Genomic DNA, 18,272 nt, shown 5'->3' on the forward strand with positions numbered 1-18,272 from the left:
GCTCGAGCTGGCGGCCGGAGGCCCATCTCTTAAGGTTTGCACACCCTCGGGACAGGCGAGCGAAGGCCCTTGCGTCAGGACAGTCTCTCTCCTATCGTCAGTAGTAGAGAGGTGGCGCGCGACCCGGTCATGAACAATTCCCAGACGGTCCCATGGGCTGACCGTCCGTTGCCCAGCCAGGGGCGTGGAGGGTCGTCGTGTACGCCCGCATGATCGTCCGGGACTTCCGCCGCAACCGCACTGTCACCCTCATCCTCGTGCTGCTGATGATGCTCTCGGTGGTCCTGGCCACCGCCAGCGCTGGGACACTGGTCCGGTTGGTCGGAGCCTCGAGCAGTCTGATGACCCAGGCCGAGGCGCCGCACGTGGCGCAGCTGCACGCGGGTCCCTACGACCAGGAGCAGGTCGACGCCTGGGCAATCGGTCGACCCGAGGTGGCCCACCACCAGAGCATGCTGCTGCTGGGCATCGGCGGTGCGGACCTCTTCTTCGACGGCGTGGCCCAGACCGACAACATCCAGCAGAACTCGCTGGTGGTGCCCAACACGGAGCGGGACCTGCTGCTCGACCTGGACAACGCGCCGATCACCGAGGTGGAACCGGGCACGATCGTGCTGCCGGTCATCTACCAGGTGGAGGCGGGTCTGGAGGTCGGGGACCCCGTGAAGATCACTGCCCCGGACGGCTACGCCACGGAGCTCACGATCGGCGCCTTCGCCCGCGACTCGATCATGAACCCCGCGGTGACCAGCTCCAAGCGCCTCGCGGTGTCCGCGACGGACCTGGAGGAGGTGCGTGCGCACACCGGTGAGATCGAGCAGCTCATCGAGTTCTGGCTGCACGACCCCGCCAGCCAGAGCGCCGCCTTCCAGAAGGCCTACCAGGACTCAGGGATGCCCGCCGCCGGTCAGATGGTGGACGCCGCGGCGTTCCGTATGTTCACCATGGTCGGTGACGGGATGGTGGCCGCCGTCGTCATCCTCGTGGCCGTGCTTCTGCTCGTCGTCGGGATGCTGTGCCTGAGGTTCTCGTTCCTGACCGCCGCCGAGCAGGACTACCGCGAGATCGGCGTCCTCAAGGCGATCGGCGTCCCCGGACGCAGCGTGAAGAGGATCTACCTGACCAAGTACGCCCTGCTGGCTGGGATCGCCACGGTCCTGGGCCTGCCCGCAGGGCTGGCCCTGACCCCCGTGCTCACCCGCAACATCACCCGCTACATGGGCTCGGTCCCCAGCGTCTGGAACTGGGTGGCCCCCGTCCTGGCGGCCCTGGCTGCACTCACCCTTCTCGTGCTCTTCGTGCTCGTGCTGCTCCGCCGCTTCGACAAGATCAGCGCCGTCGCCGCGCTCAGCGCGGGGACCGCCGGCCGGCGGCCCAGGACGGGTATGCGGTTGCACCGATCGCGGATGCCGGTGCAGTTCCGCCTCGGTCTGATGGACGTGGTGGGCCGCTGGCCGACCTACCTGCTGCTGTTCCTCGTCTTCGCCGTGAGCACCTTCATCATCATCGTGCCCATCAGCTCGGCTGCCACGGCCAGCGCGCCCGGTTTCATCAACTACATGGGCACCGGCCGGGTCGACGTGCGGATCGACCTGCGGCACGCGACCCCCTCCTCGGCGGAGCACTTCGAACGCCTCGTCGATCAGCTGGAGACCGACCCCGACGTCACCGCCCTCGCCCCGATGGTCACCACCCGCAACGACACCCTCGACAAGGACGGGAACACGGCCAGCCTCTACGTCGAGAACGGTGACCACACACTGCTCCCGCTCACCTACGCCGAGGGTCGGGCACCCGTGGACGGCACCGAGATCGCGCTGTCCCTGCTCGCGATGAACCAGACGGGGCGCCAGGTGGGCGACACCCTGCCCGTCCGGGTGGGGACCCAGACGCGGGACCTGTCGGTCGTCGGGAGCTACCAGGACATCACCAACGGTGGGAAGACGGCCAAGTCCGTGCTGCCCACCGGCGAGGACGACGTCATGTGGTACATGGCCGGGGTCGAGCTGGCCCCGGGAACGGACGCCGGCGACATGGCCTCCGCCTACGCGGCGGAGTTCGCCCCCGCGACCGTCGCCGACATCGAGCAGTGGCGGGTCCAGACCCTCGGCCCGATCGCCGAGCAGATCACCATCACCGCCGTCGTCGCCGCCGTCGTGGCGCTCGCCCTAGCCGCCCTGATGACCGCCCTGTTCGTCCGGATGCTCCTGGCCCGCGACGCGGGACAGATCGCCGTCCAGCGCGCGGTCGGCGCCGACGACCCCGGCCTGCGGCGCCAGTACCTGACCAGGGTGCTGCTGGTGCTCTTGCTCGGCGTGATCGTCGGGACCGTGGCGGCCAACACCCTGGGCCAGGGCCTGTTCAACCTCATGTTCGAGGGGATGTTCGGAGGTTTCGAGTCGGTGGGACAGGGGACCAGCCGGATCGACTTCGCGGTCGACCCGCTGCTCACCTACCTGGCTCTGCCCGCGGCGCTGCTGGCGACCGTGGCCCTGAGCACGAGCGCGAGCTCCCGCTCCATCTCCGAGGCCCGCATCTCCACCCTCACCACCGAGTAGGCGACCGCCATGACCACCGACCCACCTCTCCTCGAGGCCACCGGACTCACCAGGTCCTTCTCCGGGCAGACCGTGCTGCACGGCGTCGACCTGCGGGTCCGCGACGGCGATTTCCTGTCGGTGATGGGACCCTCAGGGTCCGGCAAGTCCACCCTTCTCTACACCATCAGCGGGATGGACACCATGAGTGCTGGTGCTGTCCGGTTCTCCGGTCAGGACCTCGCCGCGATGAGCCAGAAGGAGCTGTCCCGCCTGCGGCTGACCAGCATGGGGTTCATCTTCCAGCACGTGCACCTGCTCAAGAACCTGTGCCTGCTCGACAACGTCGTCCTGCCCGCCTACCTGGCCGGGCTCGCGCCCCGCGCCGCGCTCAACGACCGCGCGCTGAAGCTCATGGAGCGCACCGGGGTCGCCGAACTGGCGGACCGGGACGTCTCCGAAGCCTCAGGAGGACAGCTGCAGCGGATCGGCATCTGCCGCGCACTCATCAACTCCCCCACCATCCTCTTCGGGGACGAACCCACCGGCGCGCTCGACTCCGCCGCCGCGACCGAGATCATGGACATCCTCGCCGAGCTCAACGCCGACGGCACCACGGTCATGCTCGTGACCCACGACCCCCGGATCGCCGCCCGCACCGAACGGGTGCTGTCCATGGTCGACGGCCGCATCGTCGGCGACCGCCGCCAGGGCCGGTACGACGGCACCCGCCTCGACCAGCGACAGACCGAGCTGAGCCAATGGTTGATGGACGGCGAGCCGGTCGGTGTGCGATGAGTCAGACCCACACCCTCCGCCCTGCCTCGCCACCTGCTCAGGGGCCAACTCAGGAACCCTCCGTCCGGCGGAGATCGTCCCCCCTTGGAACACTCCTCGCCGCAGCGCTGCTGGCGGTAACCGCCTTCGCCGGGACCGCACCACTGCTCTCCCCGGCCACCCCGTCCCAGGATGCCGTCGCCGGCTTCTCGCTCGAGCGCGCGCGCGAGGACCTGGCCGTTGTGGCGGCTTCCCCGCATCCGATGGGCAGCGCCGAGCAGGCCGTCGTGAAGGAGTACCTGGTGCAAGAGCTGACCGCTATGGGGCTCGAGCCGCAGGTGGACGAAGAGACGGTCACGATGGCCCCGGACCCGCCCCACTCCGTGTGGACCGGCACGGTGAGCAACGTCATCGCCCGGGTCGAGGGCACAGGCCCGGACGCGGATCAGGCGGTCCTGCTGGCCGCGCACTACGACTCCGTTCCCACCGCCGCCGGGGCAGGCGACAACGGAGCTGGCGTGGTCAGTGTGCTCGCGGCGATGCGGACGCTGGCCTCTGGCCCACCGCCCCGACACGACGTCGTCGCAGCCTTCGTGGACGGCGAGGAGCACGAGATGCTCGGCGCGCTGGCGCTGGTCGAGTCGGCTACGTGGATGACCGACGTGCGGGTGGCCGTGAACACCGAAGGCGTCGGCAACGCCGGGCGAGTGACCCCGGCGCTGACCAGCCCCGACAACGGCTGGGCGCTGACCCAGTACCTCGACGCGGTTCCCTCGCCTGTGGTGTACACAGCGTTTGGCGCGCCACTGAACGCCACCGGGCAAGGAGCTGACCTTGGCCGGTACCAGGAGGTCGTGCCCGCCGGTCTCGAGCTGGTCATCGTCGGGGGTCTGCCCGCTTACCACGCGGGCACCGACACCCCAGCCGGCATGCACGAGGGCACCCTCGCCGAGTACGGCACCACGGTGGTCCGGCTGGCCCAACAGCTGGCAGAAACGGACCTGGACTCGGTCCAGTCGGCCAACCTCGTAGCCTTCACCGTCATCAACGGTGTCACGGTGGCGTACCCCTCGACGTGGTCCCTGCCTCTGGCCATCGCCGCTCTTGTGGCCGTGGCGGGGGCGATCGGTGTTGCTTGGCAGCGCCGTCGGGTCCGCCTGCGCCGGGTAGTCCTTTCATGGCTTGGTCTGGGCCTCGCCGGACTTGTCGGGAGCCTCGCCGCGACCGGACTGTGGCTCGCAGCGCGCCTGATCGACCCTCGCTTGTCCGACGCGCTCAACGGGGGTGTCTACGACCGCACGGCATACGTTCTTGCGGCTGTCGCAGCGGGGGCGACCGGAATGCTGCTCGTCATCTGGCCGCTGCGGCGTCGCTGCGGAGCACTCGAAATGGTGGCAGGGGCGCTGGTCGGATGGAGCCTCGTGGCGCTGCTCCTCGCTGTCGTCCTCCCGGACGCCGCGTACGCCGCTACGTGGCCCCTCCTGGCGGCGACCGTCGGGTTCGTCGTCCTCGCCGCTCGGGAACGTTCCCCAAGGGTGACCCTGGCCACGGTGACCCTGGCCGCGCTCCCGACCGTGCTGCTGATCAGTCCCCTCGTGACCTTGTACTTCATGCTGGCGGCCCGCTTCGAGCTGATGCTGCCGGTGGCCACTCCACTGCCGATGCTGTGGGTCGGGCTGGCCCTCACGATGGTCCTTCCGCTGCTTCTCATGGCCCGACCTCGCGTCGGCTGGCGACCGGCCGCAGCCGTCGGCGCTCTGGCCGTGGCCCTCGCCGCCGTCGGAGTCGTCGCGAGCGCAGCCAGCAGCGGGCCCCGGCCCGACCTGTTGGTCTACCACGCTGATGCCGATGCCGGGACCGCGCGATGGGTAGCTATCCCAGCGGAACCGGACGCCTACACCGGCCAAGTCATCCACAGCGAGTGGACCTCTACACAGTTCGAGGCCTCCCCGTTCCACGAAGCAGGTGTCACGAGCTCAGGCAGCACGGTCCCTGCTCCGACGATCCCGACAGAGCAGCTGAACTTGCCACAGGTGACGATCATCTCGGATGTCACCACCCTCGAAGCACGGGACGTCTCGGTCGAGGTCACCCCACCGGCCGGGGCCTACGCACTGACCATGGACGCGGGCAGCGGGGCCGGCATCCGTGGCATCGCAGTCAACGGCCAGGACGTGCCAGAAGCCGTGAGCGGAGCACCTGCCTCGGTGCGGGTTGTCGCCTTCAGCCCGGCGGGGAGCATCCCTGTCGCGGTGTCGGTGCCGGCCGGTGCGGACGTCGAGCTGGCGATCGGCTGCTACACCCTCGGTCTCGAGGGATCGCCCGCCACGGACCTTCAGCCGCGGCCACCCACCTTGACCACAGGTGTCCATGAAGTCACCGACAGCATCCTCATCACCACGGTCACCCGGCTGCCCGACAACGGCACCGGCCAGCGGTGATGCCGTGGGAGGTTGTCCCGCGGTCGGGCGGGAAGGCTGGCTGCCAGCCGCAGTCAGCAACCCAGGACTGCGGCAACAGCGGCGTCCGCAAACAGGAAGACGCGACGGCGCAGACGCCGCCAGAGCTGGTGCGCTCGATCACCTGGGATCAGGGCACCGAGATGGAAAAGGCACCGTTCCACGCCCTCGCACCCCCCCGGGACCAGCGTGTTCACGATCTGCCAGGAACAGTCCGAGGATCAACCCAGCGCACCCCAGGATGGTCAAGGACGACGTCGCCACGCTACGACGAGCGGAGCCGTTCCAGTGCCGCGCTCCGTGCGGAGGGCCCTGACTCGCCCGGCCTTGCTCACTGACGTGGGCGCCGACCGGTCCCCCCGTGGCGGACGCGCCCGTGTGCGTGCCATCCTGGCGGCAGGCCGCGTTCGCGCCCAGCGTAGAGCGGCAGGACGCCCCGCCAGGTGGGAAGGAGTCAGAAGTGGCTGAGGGATCCGGCACCGCGACCGACCCGTGGGTGCTGAAGACCGCCCCGGGTTCATCGACGTACACGATGTACGCCGACCCTGAGTCCGACCCACCCGCCCTGGTGTGCCAGGTGGGCTCGACCACCCTGCGTTACCACCTGAGCGCGGTGGGAGATCTGCACCGCTGGCTCAGCGAGCAGGGTCGCTGGATCGACCTCGGCGCCGCCGACGAGAAGAAGGACCCCGCCCCGGGCACCGTGGAGGCGTGGGGCCGGTCCCCTGACAACCCGAAAGGTGGCTGGTACGGGTTGCGGAGGGGTTACCGGGGTCGCTTCGGCATGTACCTTCCGCCTCTGCTCGAAGCCCAAGGACTCGCCGAACTCACCCACCAGCCCCGCAACAACCAGATCCGGGCGATCTGATTTCGGTAACCGGGGAACACGTGCCACCCGGGTTCAACCTCGCGCAACCTCCCCCAACCGGACTGACGACCGGCGCCTCCCCGCCGCGAGCGCAGCAGGGCCGCGGAGGCTGCGGAGCCTGCGGGAAGAGAATGCTTTGTCGCCCAGGACCCGCCCCGGCCTTCGCCTGCTGGAGGAACTTCGTGGTCAGCCCACCGCCTGGGCCCGATGGCGTGGTCAACGGGTTCGGTGAGCAGATTCTCATCTCGGTCCAGGACCCCGCCGGCCTCGACGGGCGTGAGCAGCACGCCTCAGCAACCGGTCCAGGTCCCGTCGCCGGCGAGGCGACGTTGCCGCTTCCACACCGTCTGCCACGACTCGAACTCGCACGGCGGGTCGCTCGGGCCAGACCTCGATCCAGACCGGGCTGATCGAAGTGACGTTCGCCCTTGTTGTCGACCGTGGTGGTGCGCGATCCTGTTCTGGACGCATCTCGCGATGGAGCGACCGAGAGGGAAGTTCACATGGTCTATCACACGGTCGTCGTGGGTTACGACGGCTCCAGCGATGCCGATCTGGCGGTCGAGGCCGCAGCCGATCAGGTCGGACCCAACGGGACGGTCCACGTGGTGACCGCGTTCCACCCCGAGTCGAACGCCCGACTCCTGGAGCACCTCCAGCAGTTGCCCGAGGAGTTTCGCTACGCCTACGACCCCTACCACGCCGAGAACGAACGGCAGCATGCGGCCCTGGCGCGACTGCAGGGGCGAGGCGTGGACTGCGCGGGGCACGTCGTGCCCGATGATCCCGCCACGGCGATCATCGACGTCGCACGACGTGAAGCGGCCGATCTTGTCGTCGTCGGTGGCCGCGGCCTCGGCGCGGTTCAGCGGTTCCTGCGTGGCAGCGTCTCGGCCCGGGTCGCCGTGCATGCCCCGATGAGTGTGCTGATCGTCCATGACCCGGGCACCACTGCGCCCAGCTAGACAGGCGTGCGTGACCACCGCTCGGCCGGGGGCTGTCGCCGGAGCGGCGAGGTCCAGCTCCTCCAGGACAGTTCAGACCCGACGCGCACGACGCCACCCACTCGGTGGCGACTCCCCGTCAACCGTCTACACCCCGGGCGGACGGGCGTGGCCGGACGGGTGCTGACGCTGCGCGCGGAGCAGCAGCACGAGCGCGCCAAGCATCGGCACGGCATACAGCCACAGCCACCACCCGAAGAACAGCAGTCCGACGTGGAACGGCATGAGCAGGACGAGGCCTGCCTCGAGGCGTCGTCCGCCGGACAGGACCAGCAGGCCCGCGGTGGCCTCGCCAGCGATCAACAGACCGATGAAGAAGCCGGTGTTGGGTGTGACAAGAGAGCCCCAGGTGTCACGAACGAAGGCGAACTGGGACATTTCTCCAAACGCGGCGAAGGAGTCCCGGTCGGTGATGAGGTAGATGGCGTTCACCATCGCTCCGAAGAAGAGAAACAGCGTTCCGAGGGCGACCCGCGCCACGATCCGTGCGCGACTGCTCCGGCCAGCACGCACAGAGGCCCCCATCACCGTGACTCCGAGGACGAGCCACATGACCTGTTCCATGGCGCTCCCTTTCACCCGGCAGGGGCGCCGTGGTGCTCCTCGGTCGCGGCTGCCCCCAGCACAGCACCGAAGATGGCGCCTCACTCTCATTCTCTCCCCCGGCGTCCAGGTGTCAATGGGCCGCGGAGAGTCGCACGGAGTGCCCGCGACACCGGGCACTGCGGGTCGGTCTCCTCGGGGGGTTGCGGCGGTTCTGTGCGAGTGGTTACCGTAAAGGAGTGGTGCTCGAGAGGAACGGTCGGGACACCGTGACCCCTTGCATCTCAGGGGCCGTTCGGCCCTGGAGGAGGGCCCTTCTGAGGGAGGGTCCTCCTTCATGTGCCGAAGCTGTCCATGACGACTCGGCGGAACCTGTCGGTGGAGGCAGCACGAGGTGTGCCACGATCGCGAGCACTTGCTGACAAAGCCGACGCTCGGCGCTGGTTCTCCACCCTCCTGCCTGGCCATCGGCGCGTCTGCGCTCTTCCCCGGGACCCCTCGTGCTTCAGCTCGGATGCTGAGCAACGAGAGCGGCGAGAACGGGATCCGGCCGGATCCGCCGCTGGCATGATGTGGGCCAGCAGGCGCACCGCCCGCGATCGCCGGCGTCGGGAGAGGGCCATGTTCGTCGTCACGACGGAGGAATCCAGAGTCGGCCGCACCGGCATCGTCGTCGCCTGGGTGGTCGTCATCCTCGTTTCCTTGCTCCCGCGGGCGATCCTGCAAGAGGGCTTTCGCGTCGAGGTGTCGGCGACCGCGTCGGCGCTCATCTCCGCCGCGGTGCTGGGGACCGCCCTCTTCCTGTCGATCGTCTGGCGGGAGGTGCGGTTGCTTCGGCCGTTCCTCATCCTGTTCGTCGTCCTCGTCGGCGCCGAGTGGCTGGTCTTCACCGCGGTGGATCAGCATCCCGCCTACCGCAGGTGGCTGAACGATCCGTCGTTCGCCGTCTACATGCCCGCCGAGCAGTCGCTGCGGCTCATGGTGACCGTCCTGGTGGTGGTGGCGCTTCTCGTGCTCCGTCGTCGGCCGTCGCGGTTCTTCCTGACCACCGGGAACCTGTCTGCGCCCATGCAGCGGGTGCGCTGGCTCGGGGTGGAGGAGGGCACGCGCTGGAGCCGGTTCGGGCCGATCGCCGCAGTTGCGCTCAGCGGGGGCACCCTCGCCTTCCTCGTCATCGCCGGGGCGCCGCCGGTCGACCTCGTCGCTCAGGCGGCCCCCCTTCTTCCCGTCGTGCTTGTCGCGGCCGCGCTCAACGCCTACAACGAGGAGGTCACCTACAGGGCGTCGTTCCTCTCCGTGCTCGAGGGCCCGGTCGGCCGGGGCCATGCGCTTCTCATGGTCGCCGCCTACTTCGGCATCGGTCACTACTACGGCGTGCCCTACGGACTGGTCGGTGTTGCGATGGCGTTCGCCCTCGGCTGGTTGCTCGGTCGGTCGATGCTCGAGACGCGCGGCCTCTTCTGGGCGTGGTTCATCCACTTCTGGCAGGACGTGCTGATCTTCTCCTTCCTCGCGATCGGCTCGATCAGGCCAGGAGGCTGACGCCAGTCCCTGGGTGGCGCCGACGAGAGGCTGAGCGTTACGCTGTGTAGTAGTCAGGAGAAGGTGATCGCGATGACTCTCGTCCTCGCTGCGGGAACCGTTCCCGCCTACCCCGTCCACCTCACGGCCGAGCCTCGACCGGACCACCCCTCACGCGGGTTGTGGCTGGTCAAATGGATCTTGGTGATCCCCCACGGCATCGTGCTGGCGCTGCTGTGGGCCGCCTTCCTCGTCCTCAGCGTCGTCGCCTTCGTCGCGATCCTCGCCACCGAGCGCTACCCGCGGGCGATCTTCGACTTCAACGTCGGCGTGCTGCGGTGGAGCTGGCGGGTGGCCTACTACTCCTACGGAGCCCTGGGGACCGACAGGTACCCGCCGTTCACGCTCCAGGACGTCCCCGACTACCCCGTCCACCTCGACGTCGACTACCCCGAGCGCCTCTCGCGCGGTCTCGTCCTCGTGAAGTGGTGGCTGCTGGCCCTGCCGCACTACCTGATCGTCGCCGTGCTGACCAGCAACGGGCTGCGCCAGGTGAACGACACGGTCCCGGCAGGGTGGGCCTGGGAGACCTCCGACGGTGTGCAGTGGGCCTGGCAGGGCGGCGGGCTCATCGCGCTGCTGGCGCTGGTGGCCGGGCTGGCGCTGCTCTTCACCGGTCGCTACCCGCAGGGTCTCTACGACCTGCTGATCGGGCTCAACCGCTGGGTGCTCCGCGTCGCCGCCTACGCCGGACTGATGACCGACACCTACCCGCCGTTCCGCCTGGACCAGGGTGGAGGCGAAGAGCTGCGCGACACCCCCTACCGTGAGGTGCCCGTCCGCGAGGCCCCCGACGGCGGCACGCTCGACCGTGCCGACGCCGTGCAGGCCATTACACGCTGGACCACGGGCGGGGTTATGACGGTGGTCGCCGGGTCGCTGGCCGTGCTGCTGGGCCTGGGGCTGATGGGCGGAGGGGCCGCGCTGATGGGCGCGCGCCAGGACGGCTGGGTGACCAGCCCTACCCGCACGGTGCAGACCGACGGGTATGCCGTCGCGACCCAGGCGATGGTGCTGGAGGGGGTCGCCCTCGACGAGGGGCTGGGCGAGATCCGGGTCCGCGCCGAGAACGTCACTGCGGGCGACATCTTCGTCGGGATCGCCCGAGCCGCCGACGCCGCCAACTACCTGGCCGGCGTGGAGCACTCGGTCGTCACCGGACCCCTCGCGGTGAACCTGCAGGACGTCCGTGGTGACGCTACGGCGACGCCGCCGGAGCAGGCCGACGTGTGGGTCGACAGCGCGTCCGGACCTGGTCTGCAGTCTGTCGAGATCACAGCACAACCGGGCTCGTGGGTGGTCGTGGTCATGGCGACCGACGGCAGCGCGGGACTCCGCGCTCACGTCGACGTGGCCGCCACCCTGCCCTGGCTGACCCCTGCCGGTGGCGTGCTGCTGGCGATGGGCGTGGTGCTCCTCCTGGGCGGGGCTGCGGCCGTCGCCCTGGCCGTGCGCGCCGCGTCGACGACCGTGCGGGAATGACCCGGACCGACGGTGCCGGGGGGCCGCCGCCCCATCGTGACGCGGCGGCTCTCCAGCCCCGATCAGCTCTTGTCGTGTCCGGGGTCATCGCGCTGCTCGTGGGTCTGTCCAGCGTGGCCGGCCTTGTCGACCCCCGCGTCTACGCACAGGAGACGCAGAACTGGGCCACCCAGGCACAGGGCCAGGACCTCGGCAACCTCCTGGCCGTGATCGTGCTCCTCGTCGCCGCGCGGCACTACCAGAAAGGATCCGTGCGGGCTGGGCTGATCTGGCTGGGAACCCTGCTGTACCTGATCTATGCGTTCATCGTCTACGCGGTAGCGGTCCACCTCAACGGGTTGTTCCTTCTGTATGTCGCCGTCCTCGGCCTCAGCGCCTGGACCCTGATCTTCCACGTCGGCCCACTGCGCCGAGCCACCCCGCCCTTTTCGCGCGGCCTCGCGAGGAAGGCCGCGGCCTACGTGCTCATCGCGACTGGGATCCTGTTCGCCGGCCTGTGGCTGAGTGAGCTGGTGCCCGCCCTGGTGGGGGGCCAGGCACCGGCGAGCCTCGCCGACGCGGGCCTGGGGGTGAACCCGATCCACGTGATCGACCTGTCGATGGTGCTGCCAGGCTTCATCATCAGCGGAGTCGGGGCCCTGAGGAGCCGCGAGCACGGTCTGTTCTGGCTGGCCCCGTGGCTGGTGTTCTCGATGCTGATGGGAGCCAGCATCGTCGCGGCGATGCTGCTGATGGCCCAGGCAGGCGCCGACGTCATACCACCGACGGTCATGGTCTCCGTCGTGGTCGCGGCGAGCGCCCTCGCGGTCTTCGCCCACCTCAGAACGCTGGCACCCCGGACGCACCCACGGTAGGACGATCAGGGCTACCGGCCCCTGCCGCCGAGACCCCGACGATCCCGCTCTTCGAGGGATCTCTGGGTCGCACGCGGTCCTGTCGACTCATGTCCCGACCCTGGCGCGGACCGAGTGCCCACGTCTGCCGCGCCCGCGTCGTGGAGGGCTGTCGCGCCCAGCACCGGACCAGGGTGGGCGGATCCCCGTACCGCCTCGGCGGGTCAGGCCTGGACGGACCCCGGCCGCCGGCGCCCCTCTCCGTGCGACGACCCCTGGCTGGCACCCCCCTGCAGCGCCACCGCATCCGACGCGGCGAAGCGCACCAGCAGATCGGCGGCCACGCTCACCGCGATCGTGGCCGGTTCACTCCCCACGAGCTGGGGCAGCCCGATCGGCGACGTGACGCGAGCGACGTCCTGCTCGGCGAGGCCGCCCTCGGTCACCAGCCGGTGCCGCAGCCGCGCCCACTTGACGCTCGAGCCGATGAGTCCGATCGGGCCCATCCCCTCGGTGCGCAGGGCGGCGTCCAGGATGGCCGCGTCCTCGGCATGGTCGTGCGTCATGACCAGCACGTGCGTGCCGGGCGGCAGCTCGCCGAGGACGAGCTCCGGCAGGACCAGGACGGGGTGCAGGTGCACGCGAGCGTCGGCGTCGGCGAGCGGAGCGATCCTCTCCGCGCTGAGCTGATCGGCCCGGGTGTCGACCAGGTGCAGGTCCAGGTCGTGACGCGCCAGGATGCGGGCCAGCTCGTGACCGACGTGTCCCATCCCGAAGATCGCGACGACAGGCGGCACCGGAAGCGGCTCCAGGAGCACAGTCACCCCGCCGCCGCAGCACTGCATACCGTGCTGGAAGGGGGCCTTGTCGGACAACGAGGACGTGAACGTCTCGGGAACCGCGCGGCCCTCGTCGAGCATCGACCGGGCGCGCTCGACGGCGACCGCCTCGAGATTGCCACCGCCGATCGTGTCCCATGTCTGTCTCCGACCCACGACCATCTTGGCCCCCGCCTCGCGCGGGGCGTGGCCCCGCACCGACGTCAGGGTCACCAGGACGCCCGGTTCCCTGCCCCTACGCAGCTGCTCGACAGCTTGCAGCCAGCGCACGGCTCAGGACTCCCGGAGCTGCTGCTGGGCGGTCTCGGACTCCGGACGCCGCACCGGCGCGGCCGGGTCGGCCTCCGCCGGCGGCGGGCCCTGCCCCTCGTCGACGTCGCCGTCGTGCCCGGCTCGCGCCTCCTGCAGCGCCCAGAACACCGCCTCGGGAGTGGCCGGGCTGGCCAGGTCGACGCTGGTGCCGTCAGGGCCGAAGGCTGCACAGGCCTGCCTCAGCGCCTCCCGCATCGCGAAGGCCAGCATGAGCGGCGGCTCGCCGACCGCCTTGGACCCGTAGACCGCGCCCTCCTCGTGCGCGCGCTCGAGCAGCGCGACGTTGAGGACAGGCGGCATCTCCGAGAAGCTCGGCAGCTTGTAGGTACTGGCCGACGCGGTCGCCAGGCGCCCACGGTGCTGCCCGTCGCTGGTGTCCCAGCGCAGGTCTTCCAGCGTCAGCCAGCCTGCGCCCTGGACGTAGGCGCCTTCGATCTGGCCGACGTCCACCAGAGGCGACAGGCTGTCGCCGACGTCGTGGACGATGTCGACGCGCAGGGTGCGGTAGGCACCGGTGAACCCGTCGACCTCGACCTCTGTCGCTGCGACGCCGTGCGCGAAGTACTTGAACGGGCTGCCCCGCATGACCGTGGAGCTCCACTGCAGCCCCTCGGTCCGGTAGTAGCCGGCGGCGAACAGCTGGGTGCGCGCGAAGTAGGCCGAGTGGACCAGGTCCGCCCAGGGAAGCGTCTGGTCGGTGCCGAGCCCGGAGACGACCCCGTCATGGAAGCGCACGTCCGGGGCAGGGACCCCCAGCCGTTGCGCGGCCACCTGTGCCAGTCGCTCGCGGATCTCCTCGCACGCGTTCTTGACCGCCCCACCGTTGAGGTCGGCTCCCGACGACGCTGCTGTCGCGGAGGTGTTAGGAACCTTGTCGGTGCGGGTGGGCGCGAGCCGGACGGTGGCCAGGGGGACGCCCAGCGCGGTGGCCGCGACCTGCAGCATCTTGGTGTGCAGGCCCTGGCCCATCTCGGTGCCACCGTGGGTGACCAGGACGGATCCGTCCTTGTAGACGTGCACGAGCGCCCCGGCCTGGTTGAAGGCGGTGAGGTTGAAGGAGATCCCGAACTTCACGGGAGTGACGGCTACTGCCCGCTTGAGGTGCTCGTGGGTGGCGTTGAACGCGGCGATCCCGGCACGGCGCCGTTCGAGCTCGCCCTGCTGGGTCACCTGGTCCCAGGCTCGGTGCACGCGCTCGGCCTGGGTGATGACCTGCCCGTACGGCGTGGTCTGCCCGTCCTGGTAGAAGTTGCGTCGGCGCAGCTCGTGGGCCTCGATGCCGAGCAGTGGGGCGCACCGGCCGAGGATGTCCTCGATCACGAGCATCCCCTGCGGCCCGCCGAACCCCCGGAAGGCGGTCTGCGACGTCTTGTGGGTGCGGGCGACCCGGCCGGTGACCCGGATGTCGGGGATCCAGTAGTTGTTGTCGACGTGGCACAGTGCGCGGGCCAGCACCGGCTCGGACAGGTCGAGGCTCCAGCCCCCGTCGGAGGTCAGGGTCGCCTCGAGCGCCTGCAGCCGGCCCTCGTCGTCGAAGCCGACCCGCCACCGCGCGTGGAAGCCGTGCCGCTTGCCGCACATGGTCAGGTCCTGGGTGCGCGTGAGCCGCAGGCGGACCGGGCGTCCGGTGACGCGCGCACCCAGGGCCGCGATCGCGGCATACCCGTGCGGCTGCGTCTCCTTTCCGCCGAAGCCGCCGCCCATGCGCAGGCACTGGACGGTGACCTCGTGGCTGTGCAGCCCCAGCACGTGAGCGACGATCTCCTGGGTCTCGGTCGGGTGCTGCGTGCTGCTCTGCACGAAGAGGCGACCATCGTCCTCGACCGTCGCCAGGGCGGCGTGGGTCTCAAGGTAGAAGTGCTCTTGCCCGGACAGCTCGAGCTCGCCGTGGAAGACGTGCGCCGACCGCTCCAGCCCGGTGTGAACGTCCCCGCGCTGGACCGTGGGCTGGGACCCCTGGAAGCTCTCCGCCGCGATCGCCTCGGTCAGGGTGATGATCGAGGGCAGCGGCTCGTAGTCGACGTCGACGGCGGCCGCGCCGCGGCGGGCGGCCTCGAGGGTCTCGCCGAGCACCCAGCAGACGGCGTGCCCGTGGAAGCACACCTCGGTCGGGAAGAGCGGCTCGTCGTTCTTGACGCCGGCGTCGTTGACGCCGGGCACGTCCTCGACCGTGAGCACGCGCACCACGCCGGGCACGCCGTGCGCGGCCTCGACGCGCAGGCGCGTGACGAGCGCGTGCGCGTGCGGCGCCTGGACCGGCCAGGCGTGCAGCACGTCCTTGGTGCGCGGGTGGAGGTCGTCGGTGTAGAGCGCCCTGCCGGTGACGTGGAGGTCGGCGGACTCGTGGCGCAGGCTCCGGCCGACGACGGCGTCGGCGGGACGCTCGGACAGCTGGCTCACCGCACCTCCTCCCCCGTGGTGGCGTGCTCGGCCTGGAGCTTGAGCAGCGACTGCCCGAGCATGGCGCTGCGGTAGCGACCGCTGGCCCGGTGGTCGGACAGGGGCGTCCCCTCGGCGGCCAGCACACTGGCGACCTCCTCGACGCTCCCGCGCGTCCACGGAATGCCCTCGAGCGCGGCCTCGGTGCGCAGCGCGCGGATGGGGGTCGCAGCGACGCCGCCGAGACCGATCCTGGCCCTCGTGACGGCATTGTCGACGACGTCGAGGGCGAAGGCGACGGCGACGCTGGAGATGTCGTCGAAACGACGCTTGGCGATCTTGTGGAAGGCGGTGGTCCTCGCCAGCGGCAGCGGGACGCGGACCTCGCGGATGAGCTCGCCAGGGTTTCGCACGGTCTGGCGGTAGCCCGTGAAGTAGTCGGCCAGCGGCACCACCCGCTCGCCGTCCGTCCCGGCCAGCACCAACGAGGCCTCCAGCGCGAGGAGCGCCGCCGCGGAGTCCCCGATCGACGAGGCGGTGCCGAGGTTGCCGCCGAGCGTGGCGCCGTTGCGGATGAGGCGGGAGGCGAACTGGGGGAACAGCTGCGCCAGCAGAGGGACGCGCCCGTCGAGCCGGCGATCGATCTCGGTGAGGCTCAGCGCAGCGCCGATCCGGATCTCGTCGTGGGTGACCTCGAGGTCGCGCAGCTCAGGCAGCCGGTCGACGGCGACGAGGAACGGTGGGCGGGCGCCCTTGATGTTGAGGTCCACCCCCACGTCGGTGGAGCCGGCCAGGAGCACGGCACCAGGGTGGTCGGCGAGAAGCTGCACCGCCTCGGCGACGTCGGTCGGGCGCACGAACTCGGCACCGTCGGCCACGAGTCGGGTATACCGTGCCGCCGTCGGCCGACCCAGGCGCCGCTGAGCGAACGGGTCGGGCTCCTCCGGCCGGCCGAGCGCGTACGCAGCGTCGCGGATAGGCCGGTAGCCGGTGCACCGGCACAGATTCCCCGACAGCGCGTCCAGGTCGAAGCCGTTGGGGCCGTGCTCATGGTCGGCCACGTCGCCGGCCACGTGGTCCGGCTCGGCGGCGGTGCGACCGGACCGGTAAAACTCCGCCGCCATCGAGCAGACGAAGCCGGGTGAGCAGTAGCCGCACTGCGAACCACCGCGGTCGGCCAGTTCCTGCTGGACCGGGTGCAGCCGGTCGGGGGTGCCGAGCCCCTCTGCGGTGACGACTTCCTGACCGTCCAGGGCCGCGACCGGCACGAGACAGGAGTTGACGGCGACCCACTCGGTCGCTGTCGTCCCGTCGCTGCCGGCGCGTGCCAACATGATGGCGCAGGCGCCACACTCCCCCTCGGCGCAGCCTTCCTTGCTGCCCGTCAGGCCCCGGTCGCGCAGCCAGTCCAGCGTCGTGGTGTGCGGGGTCACGTCGCCCAGGGGCAGGTCCGCGCCGTTGACCGTCACGAAGGCCGTGACGGCCGCCGTGGTCGGCATTCGAGACGTGGTCGCCATGCCCGGCGATCTTAGCCACAGGCCGGTCCGGTAGGCCCAGCGGTCACCGTCGGCGCCAGCGGCCGTGTCTGGGACCAGCGGGCGACGTGGGTGAGTCTGGTCGGAAGGCAAGGTGCCACATGTCAATGTGCCCGCGAGAGTTCGGTCGATGCCTCACGTGTCTGCCCGCGCAAGGGTCGGGTCGCTTGCCGCATACCTCCTGGTGAACCGTCAGGGTGATTTCGGCGGTCTCGTGCGAGTGGTCACGGCGATCAAAGTGATCTTCGGGAGGAACGTTCGGGACACAGTGACCTGGCGCCGCGACCACCTCTGCAGAAACCTCGGCACCCGCGGCCGGCCCGACAGATCTGGACCGTCCATTCGACTTCGTGTTCATCGCAGCCACTTCCCTCCTGCATCTTGCATGAGGCTGAGGATCCGGTGAGCTGCTTCCTGTCGGTTCGCAGACTCCGGCACCTGGAGCAAGGTTCGTCTTCGACGTATTCAATCCGAGCGTCTGGCAGCCACACTCAGAACTTCCGCGTGAAGCGGGTTCGTCTGCGGGCAACGGGGTCGAGCGCCTCAGAGAACTCTTGTGGTCATGGCGACGCTCACCGCCGCAGCCCGGGTGGGCTGATCGAGCTTGGTAAGGATGTTGGCGACGTGCCGATGGATGGTGTGCTGGCTCAGGGTCAGGGTCTGTGCAACCTGCTCGTTGGTCAGCCCACGAGACACGAGGGCGAGCACCTCGACCTCGTCGTGGCGCAGACCCGCGCGGCCGCAAACCGTTCAGGAACTAACGACGCGCCGCACTAGCGCATCCTCGGTCCAATCAACTCATAGACCGTGCCGTCAGGACCCCGATAGTGCGCCCACTCCCGATCAACATCTCGCTGCGTCTCCGAGAGGAACAGGATGCCCAAGGCCTCCATTCGACGACGGGTCGCATCGACGTCGTCGACCAAGAAACCGACGCACGGCCGACTCCCGAAAACGGTGTGATCGGTGTCCTCCGGCCCATAGAGGTGCAGTTCGTGGGTTGCTCCAGCGTTCGTGTCCGGTTTCGGGCTGAGGATCAAGCAACATCTGTACGGTCTTCGTGACACCTGTAGGAGGGTGCGCGATGAGCACGAGCGATGCCTCGGTCCCGAGGAAGCGTCGA

Annotated in this window: 14 protein-coding genes; 8 read left to right on the top strand and 6 right to left on the bottom strand. The window is 69.8% G+C overall.

The genetic code is table 11. The annotated features are described in order from the left end of the window. Window positions 1-197 precede the first annotated feature (197 nt). The 5 genes from ACI3ET_RS15105 to ACI3ET_RS15125 all read left to right on the top strand — a co-directional run bounded on the left by ACI3ET_RS15105 (window position 198) and on the right by ACI3ET_RS15125 (window position 7,606). On the top strand, window positions 198-2,558 hold the full coding sequence (locus ACI3ET_RS15105) for an FtsX-like permease family protein (RefSeq protein WP_405033901.1): 2,361 nt from the start codon (window positions 198-200) through the stop codon (window positions 2,556-2,558). A gap of 9 nt (window positions 2,559-2,567) precedes the next feature. Then, window positions 2,568-3,335, top strand: a complete 768-nt coding sequence (locus ACI3ET_RS15110; RefSeq protein ID WP_405033902.1) for an ABC transporter ATP-binding protein — start codon at window positions 2,568-2,570, stop codon at window positions 3,333-3,335. Window positions 3,336-3,577: 242 nt separating this feature from the next. Then, window positions 3,578-5,755, top strand: a complete 2,178-nt coding sequence (locus ACI3ET_RS15115; protein WP_405033903.1) for a M20/M25/M40 family metallo-hydrolase — start codon at window positions 3,578-3,580, stop codon at window positions 5,753-5,755. Window positions 5,756-6,233: 478 nt separating this feature from the next. Next, window positions 6,234-6,641 (top strand): DUF6855 family protein, encoded by a 408-nt coding sequence (locus ACI3ET_RS15120; RefSeq protein ID WP_405033904.1) that lies wholly within the window; start codon window positions 6,234-6,236, stop codon window positions 6,639-6,641. Window positions 6,642-7,144: 503 nt separating this feature from the next. Next, window positions 7,145-7,606 carry a universal stress protein gene (locus tag ACI3ET_RS15125; protein WP_405033905.1) on the top strand — a complete coding sequence of 154 codons (462 nt, stop codon included), beginning with the start codon at window positions 7,145-7,147 and terminating at the stop codon, window positions 7,604-7,606. Between the two features lie 126 nt (window positions 7,607-7,732). Here ACI3ET_RS15125 and ACI3ET_RS15130 read toward each other — a convergent pair whose 3' ends face one another. Then, complete coding sequence (locus ACI3ET_RS15130) at window positions 7,733-8,209, bottom strand: hypothetical protein (RefSeq protein ID WP_405033906.1); 477 nt, start codon at window positions 8,207-8,209, stop codon at window positions 7,733-7,735. A gap of 600 nt (window positions 8,210-8,809) precedes the next feature. Between ACI3ET_RS15130 and ACI3ET_RS15135 the strand changes: the two genes are divergently transcribed. The 3 genes from ACI3ET_RS15135 (at window position 8,810) to ACI3ET_RS15145 (ending at window position 12,105) form a co-directional block, all read left to right on the top strand. Further along, window positions 8,810-9,730 (top strand): CPBP family intramembrane glutamic endopeptidase, encoded by a 921-nt coding sequence (locus tag ACI3ET_RS15135; protein WP_405033907.1) that lies wholly within the window; start codon window positions 8,810-8,812, stop codon window positions 9,728-9,730. A gap of 72 nt (window positions 9,731-9,802) precedes the next feature. Next, complete coding sequence (locus ACI3ET_RS15140) at window positions 9,803-11,251, top strand: DUF4389 domain-containing protein (protein WP_405033908.1); 1,449 nt, start codon at window positions 9,803-9,805, stop codon at window positions 11,249-11,251. Window positions 11,252-11,325: 74 nt separating this feature from the next. Continuing rightward, on the top strand, window positions 11,326-12,105 hold the full coding sequence (locus ACI3ET_RS15145; RefSeq protein ID WP_405033909.1) for a hypothetical protein: 780 nt from the start codon (window positions 11,326-11,328) through the stop codon (window positions 12,103-12,105). Window positions 12,106-12,308: 203 nt separating this feature from the next. On the opposite strand, the gene xdhC is transcribed toward ACI3ET_RS15145, so the two are convergent. The 5 genes from xdhC to ACI3ET_RS15170 all read right to left on the bottom strand — a co-directional run bounded on the left by xdhC (window position 12,309) and on the right by ACI3ET_RS15170 (window position 18,216). Then, window positions 12,309-13,193 (bottom strand): xanthine dehydrogenase accessory protein XdhC, encoded by an 885-nt coding sequence (gene xdhC / locus ACI3ET_RS15150; RefSeq protein ID WP_405033910.1) that lies wholly within the window; start codon window positions 13,191-13,193, stop codon window positions 12,309-12,311. 3 nt (window positions 13,194-13,196) lie between these two features. Continuing rightward, window positions 13,197-15,635 carry a xanthine dehydrogenase molybdopterin binding subunit gene (xdhB, locus tag ACI3ET_RS15155; RefSeq protein WP_405033911.1) on the bottom strand — a complete coding sequence of 813 codons (2,439 nt, stop codon included), beginning with the start codon at window positions 15,633-15,635 and terminating at the stop codon, window positions 13,197-13,199. Continuing rightward, complete coding sequence (locus ACI3ET_RS15160; protein WP_405033912.1) at window positions 15,632-17,131, bottom strand: xanthine dehydrogenase small subunit; 1,500 nt, start codon at window positions 17,129-17,131, stop codon at window positions 15,632-15,634. The genes xdhB and ACI3ET_RS15160 overlap by 4 nt, the downstream gene beginning before the upstream one ends. A gap of 561 nt (window positions 17,132-17,692) precedes the next feature. Then, window positions 17,693-17,857, bottom strand: a complete 165-nt coding sequence (locus tag ACI3ET_RS15165) for a LuxR C-terminal-related transcriptional regulator (protein ID WP_405033913.1) — start codon at window positions 17,855-17,857, stop codon at window positions 17,693-17,695. Window positions 17,858-17,922: 65 nt separating this feature from the next. Continuing rightward, window positions 17,923-18,216 carry a VOC family protein gene (locus ACI3ET_RS15170; protein WP_405033914.1) on the bottom strand — a complete coding sequence of 98 codons (294 nt, stop codon included), beginning with the start codon at window positions 18,214-18,216 and terminating at the stop codon, window positions 17,923-17,925. Window positions 18,217-18,272: the final 56 nt, after the last annotated feature.

Source organism: Ornithinimicrobium jinqii (assembly GCF_045032595.1).
GTDB lineage: Bacteria > Actinomycetota > Actinomycetes > Actinomycetales > Dermatophilaceae > Ornithinicoccus.

What these genes read in the sequence shown, in the direction of transcription:
- ACI3ET_RS15110 (WP_405033902.1), top strand. Translation starts at nt 2,568, where the DNA reads ATGACCACCGACCCACCTCTCCTCGAGGCCACCGGACTCACCAGGTCC.
- ACI3ET_RS15115 (WP_405033903.1), top strand. Translation starts at nt 3,578, where the DNA reads ATGGGCAGCGCCGAGCAGGCCGTCGTGAAGGAGTACCTGGTGCAAGAG.
- ACI3ET_RS15125 (WP_405033905.1), top strand. Translation starts at nt 7,145, where the DNA reads ATGGTCTATCACACGGTCGTCGTGGGTTACGACGGCTCCAGCGATGCC.
- ACI3ET_RS15130 (WP_405033906.1), bottom strand. Translation starts at nt 8,209, where the DNA reads ATGGAACAGGTCATGTGGCTCGTCCTCGGAGTCACGGTGATGGGGGCC.
- ACI3ET_RS15135 (WP_405033907.1), top strand. Translation starts at nt 8,810, where the DNA reads ATGTTCGTCGTCACGACGGAGGAATCCAGAGTCGGCCGCACCGGCATC.
- ACI3ET_RS15140 (WP_405033908.1), top strand. Translation starts at nt 9,803, where the DNA reads ATGACTCTCGTCCTCGCTGCGGGAACCGTTCCCGCCTACCCCGTCCAC.
- ACI3ET_RS15160 (WP_405033912.1), bottom strand. Translation starts at nt 17,131, where the DNA reads ATGGCGACCACGTCTCGAATGCCGACCACGGCGGCCGTCACGGCCTTC.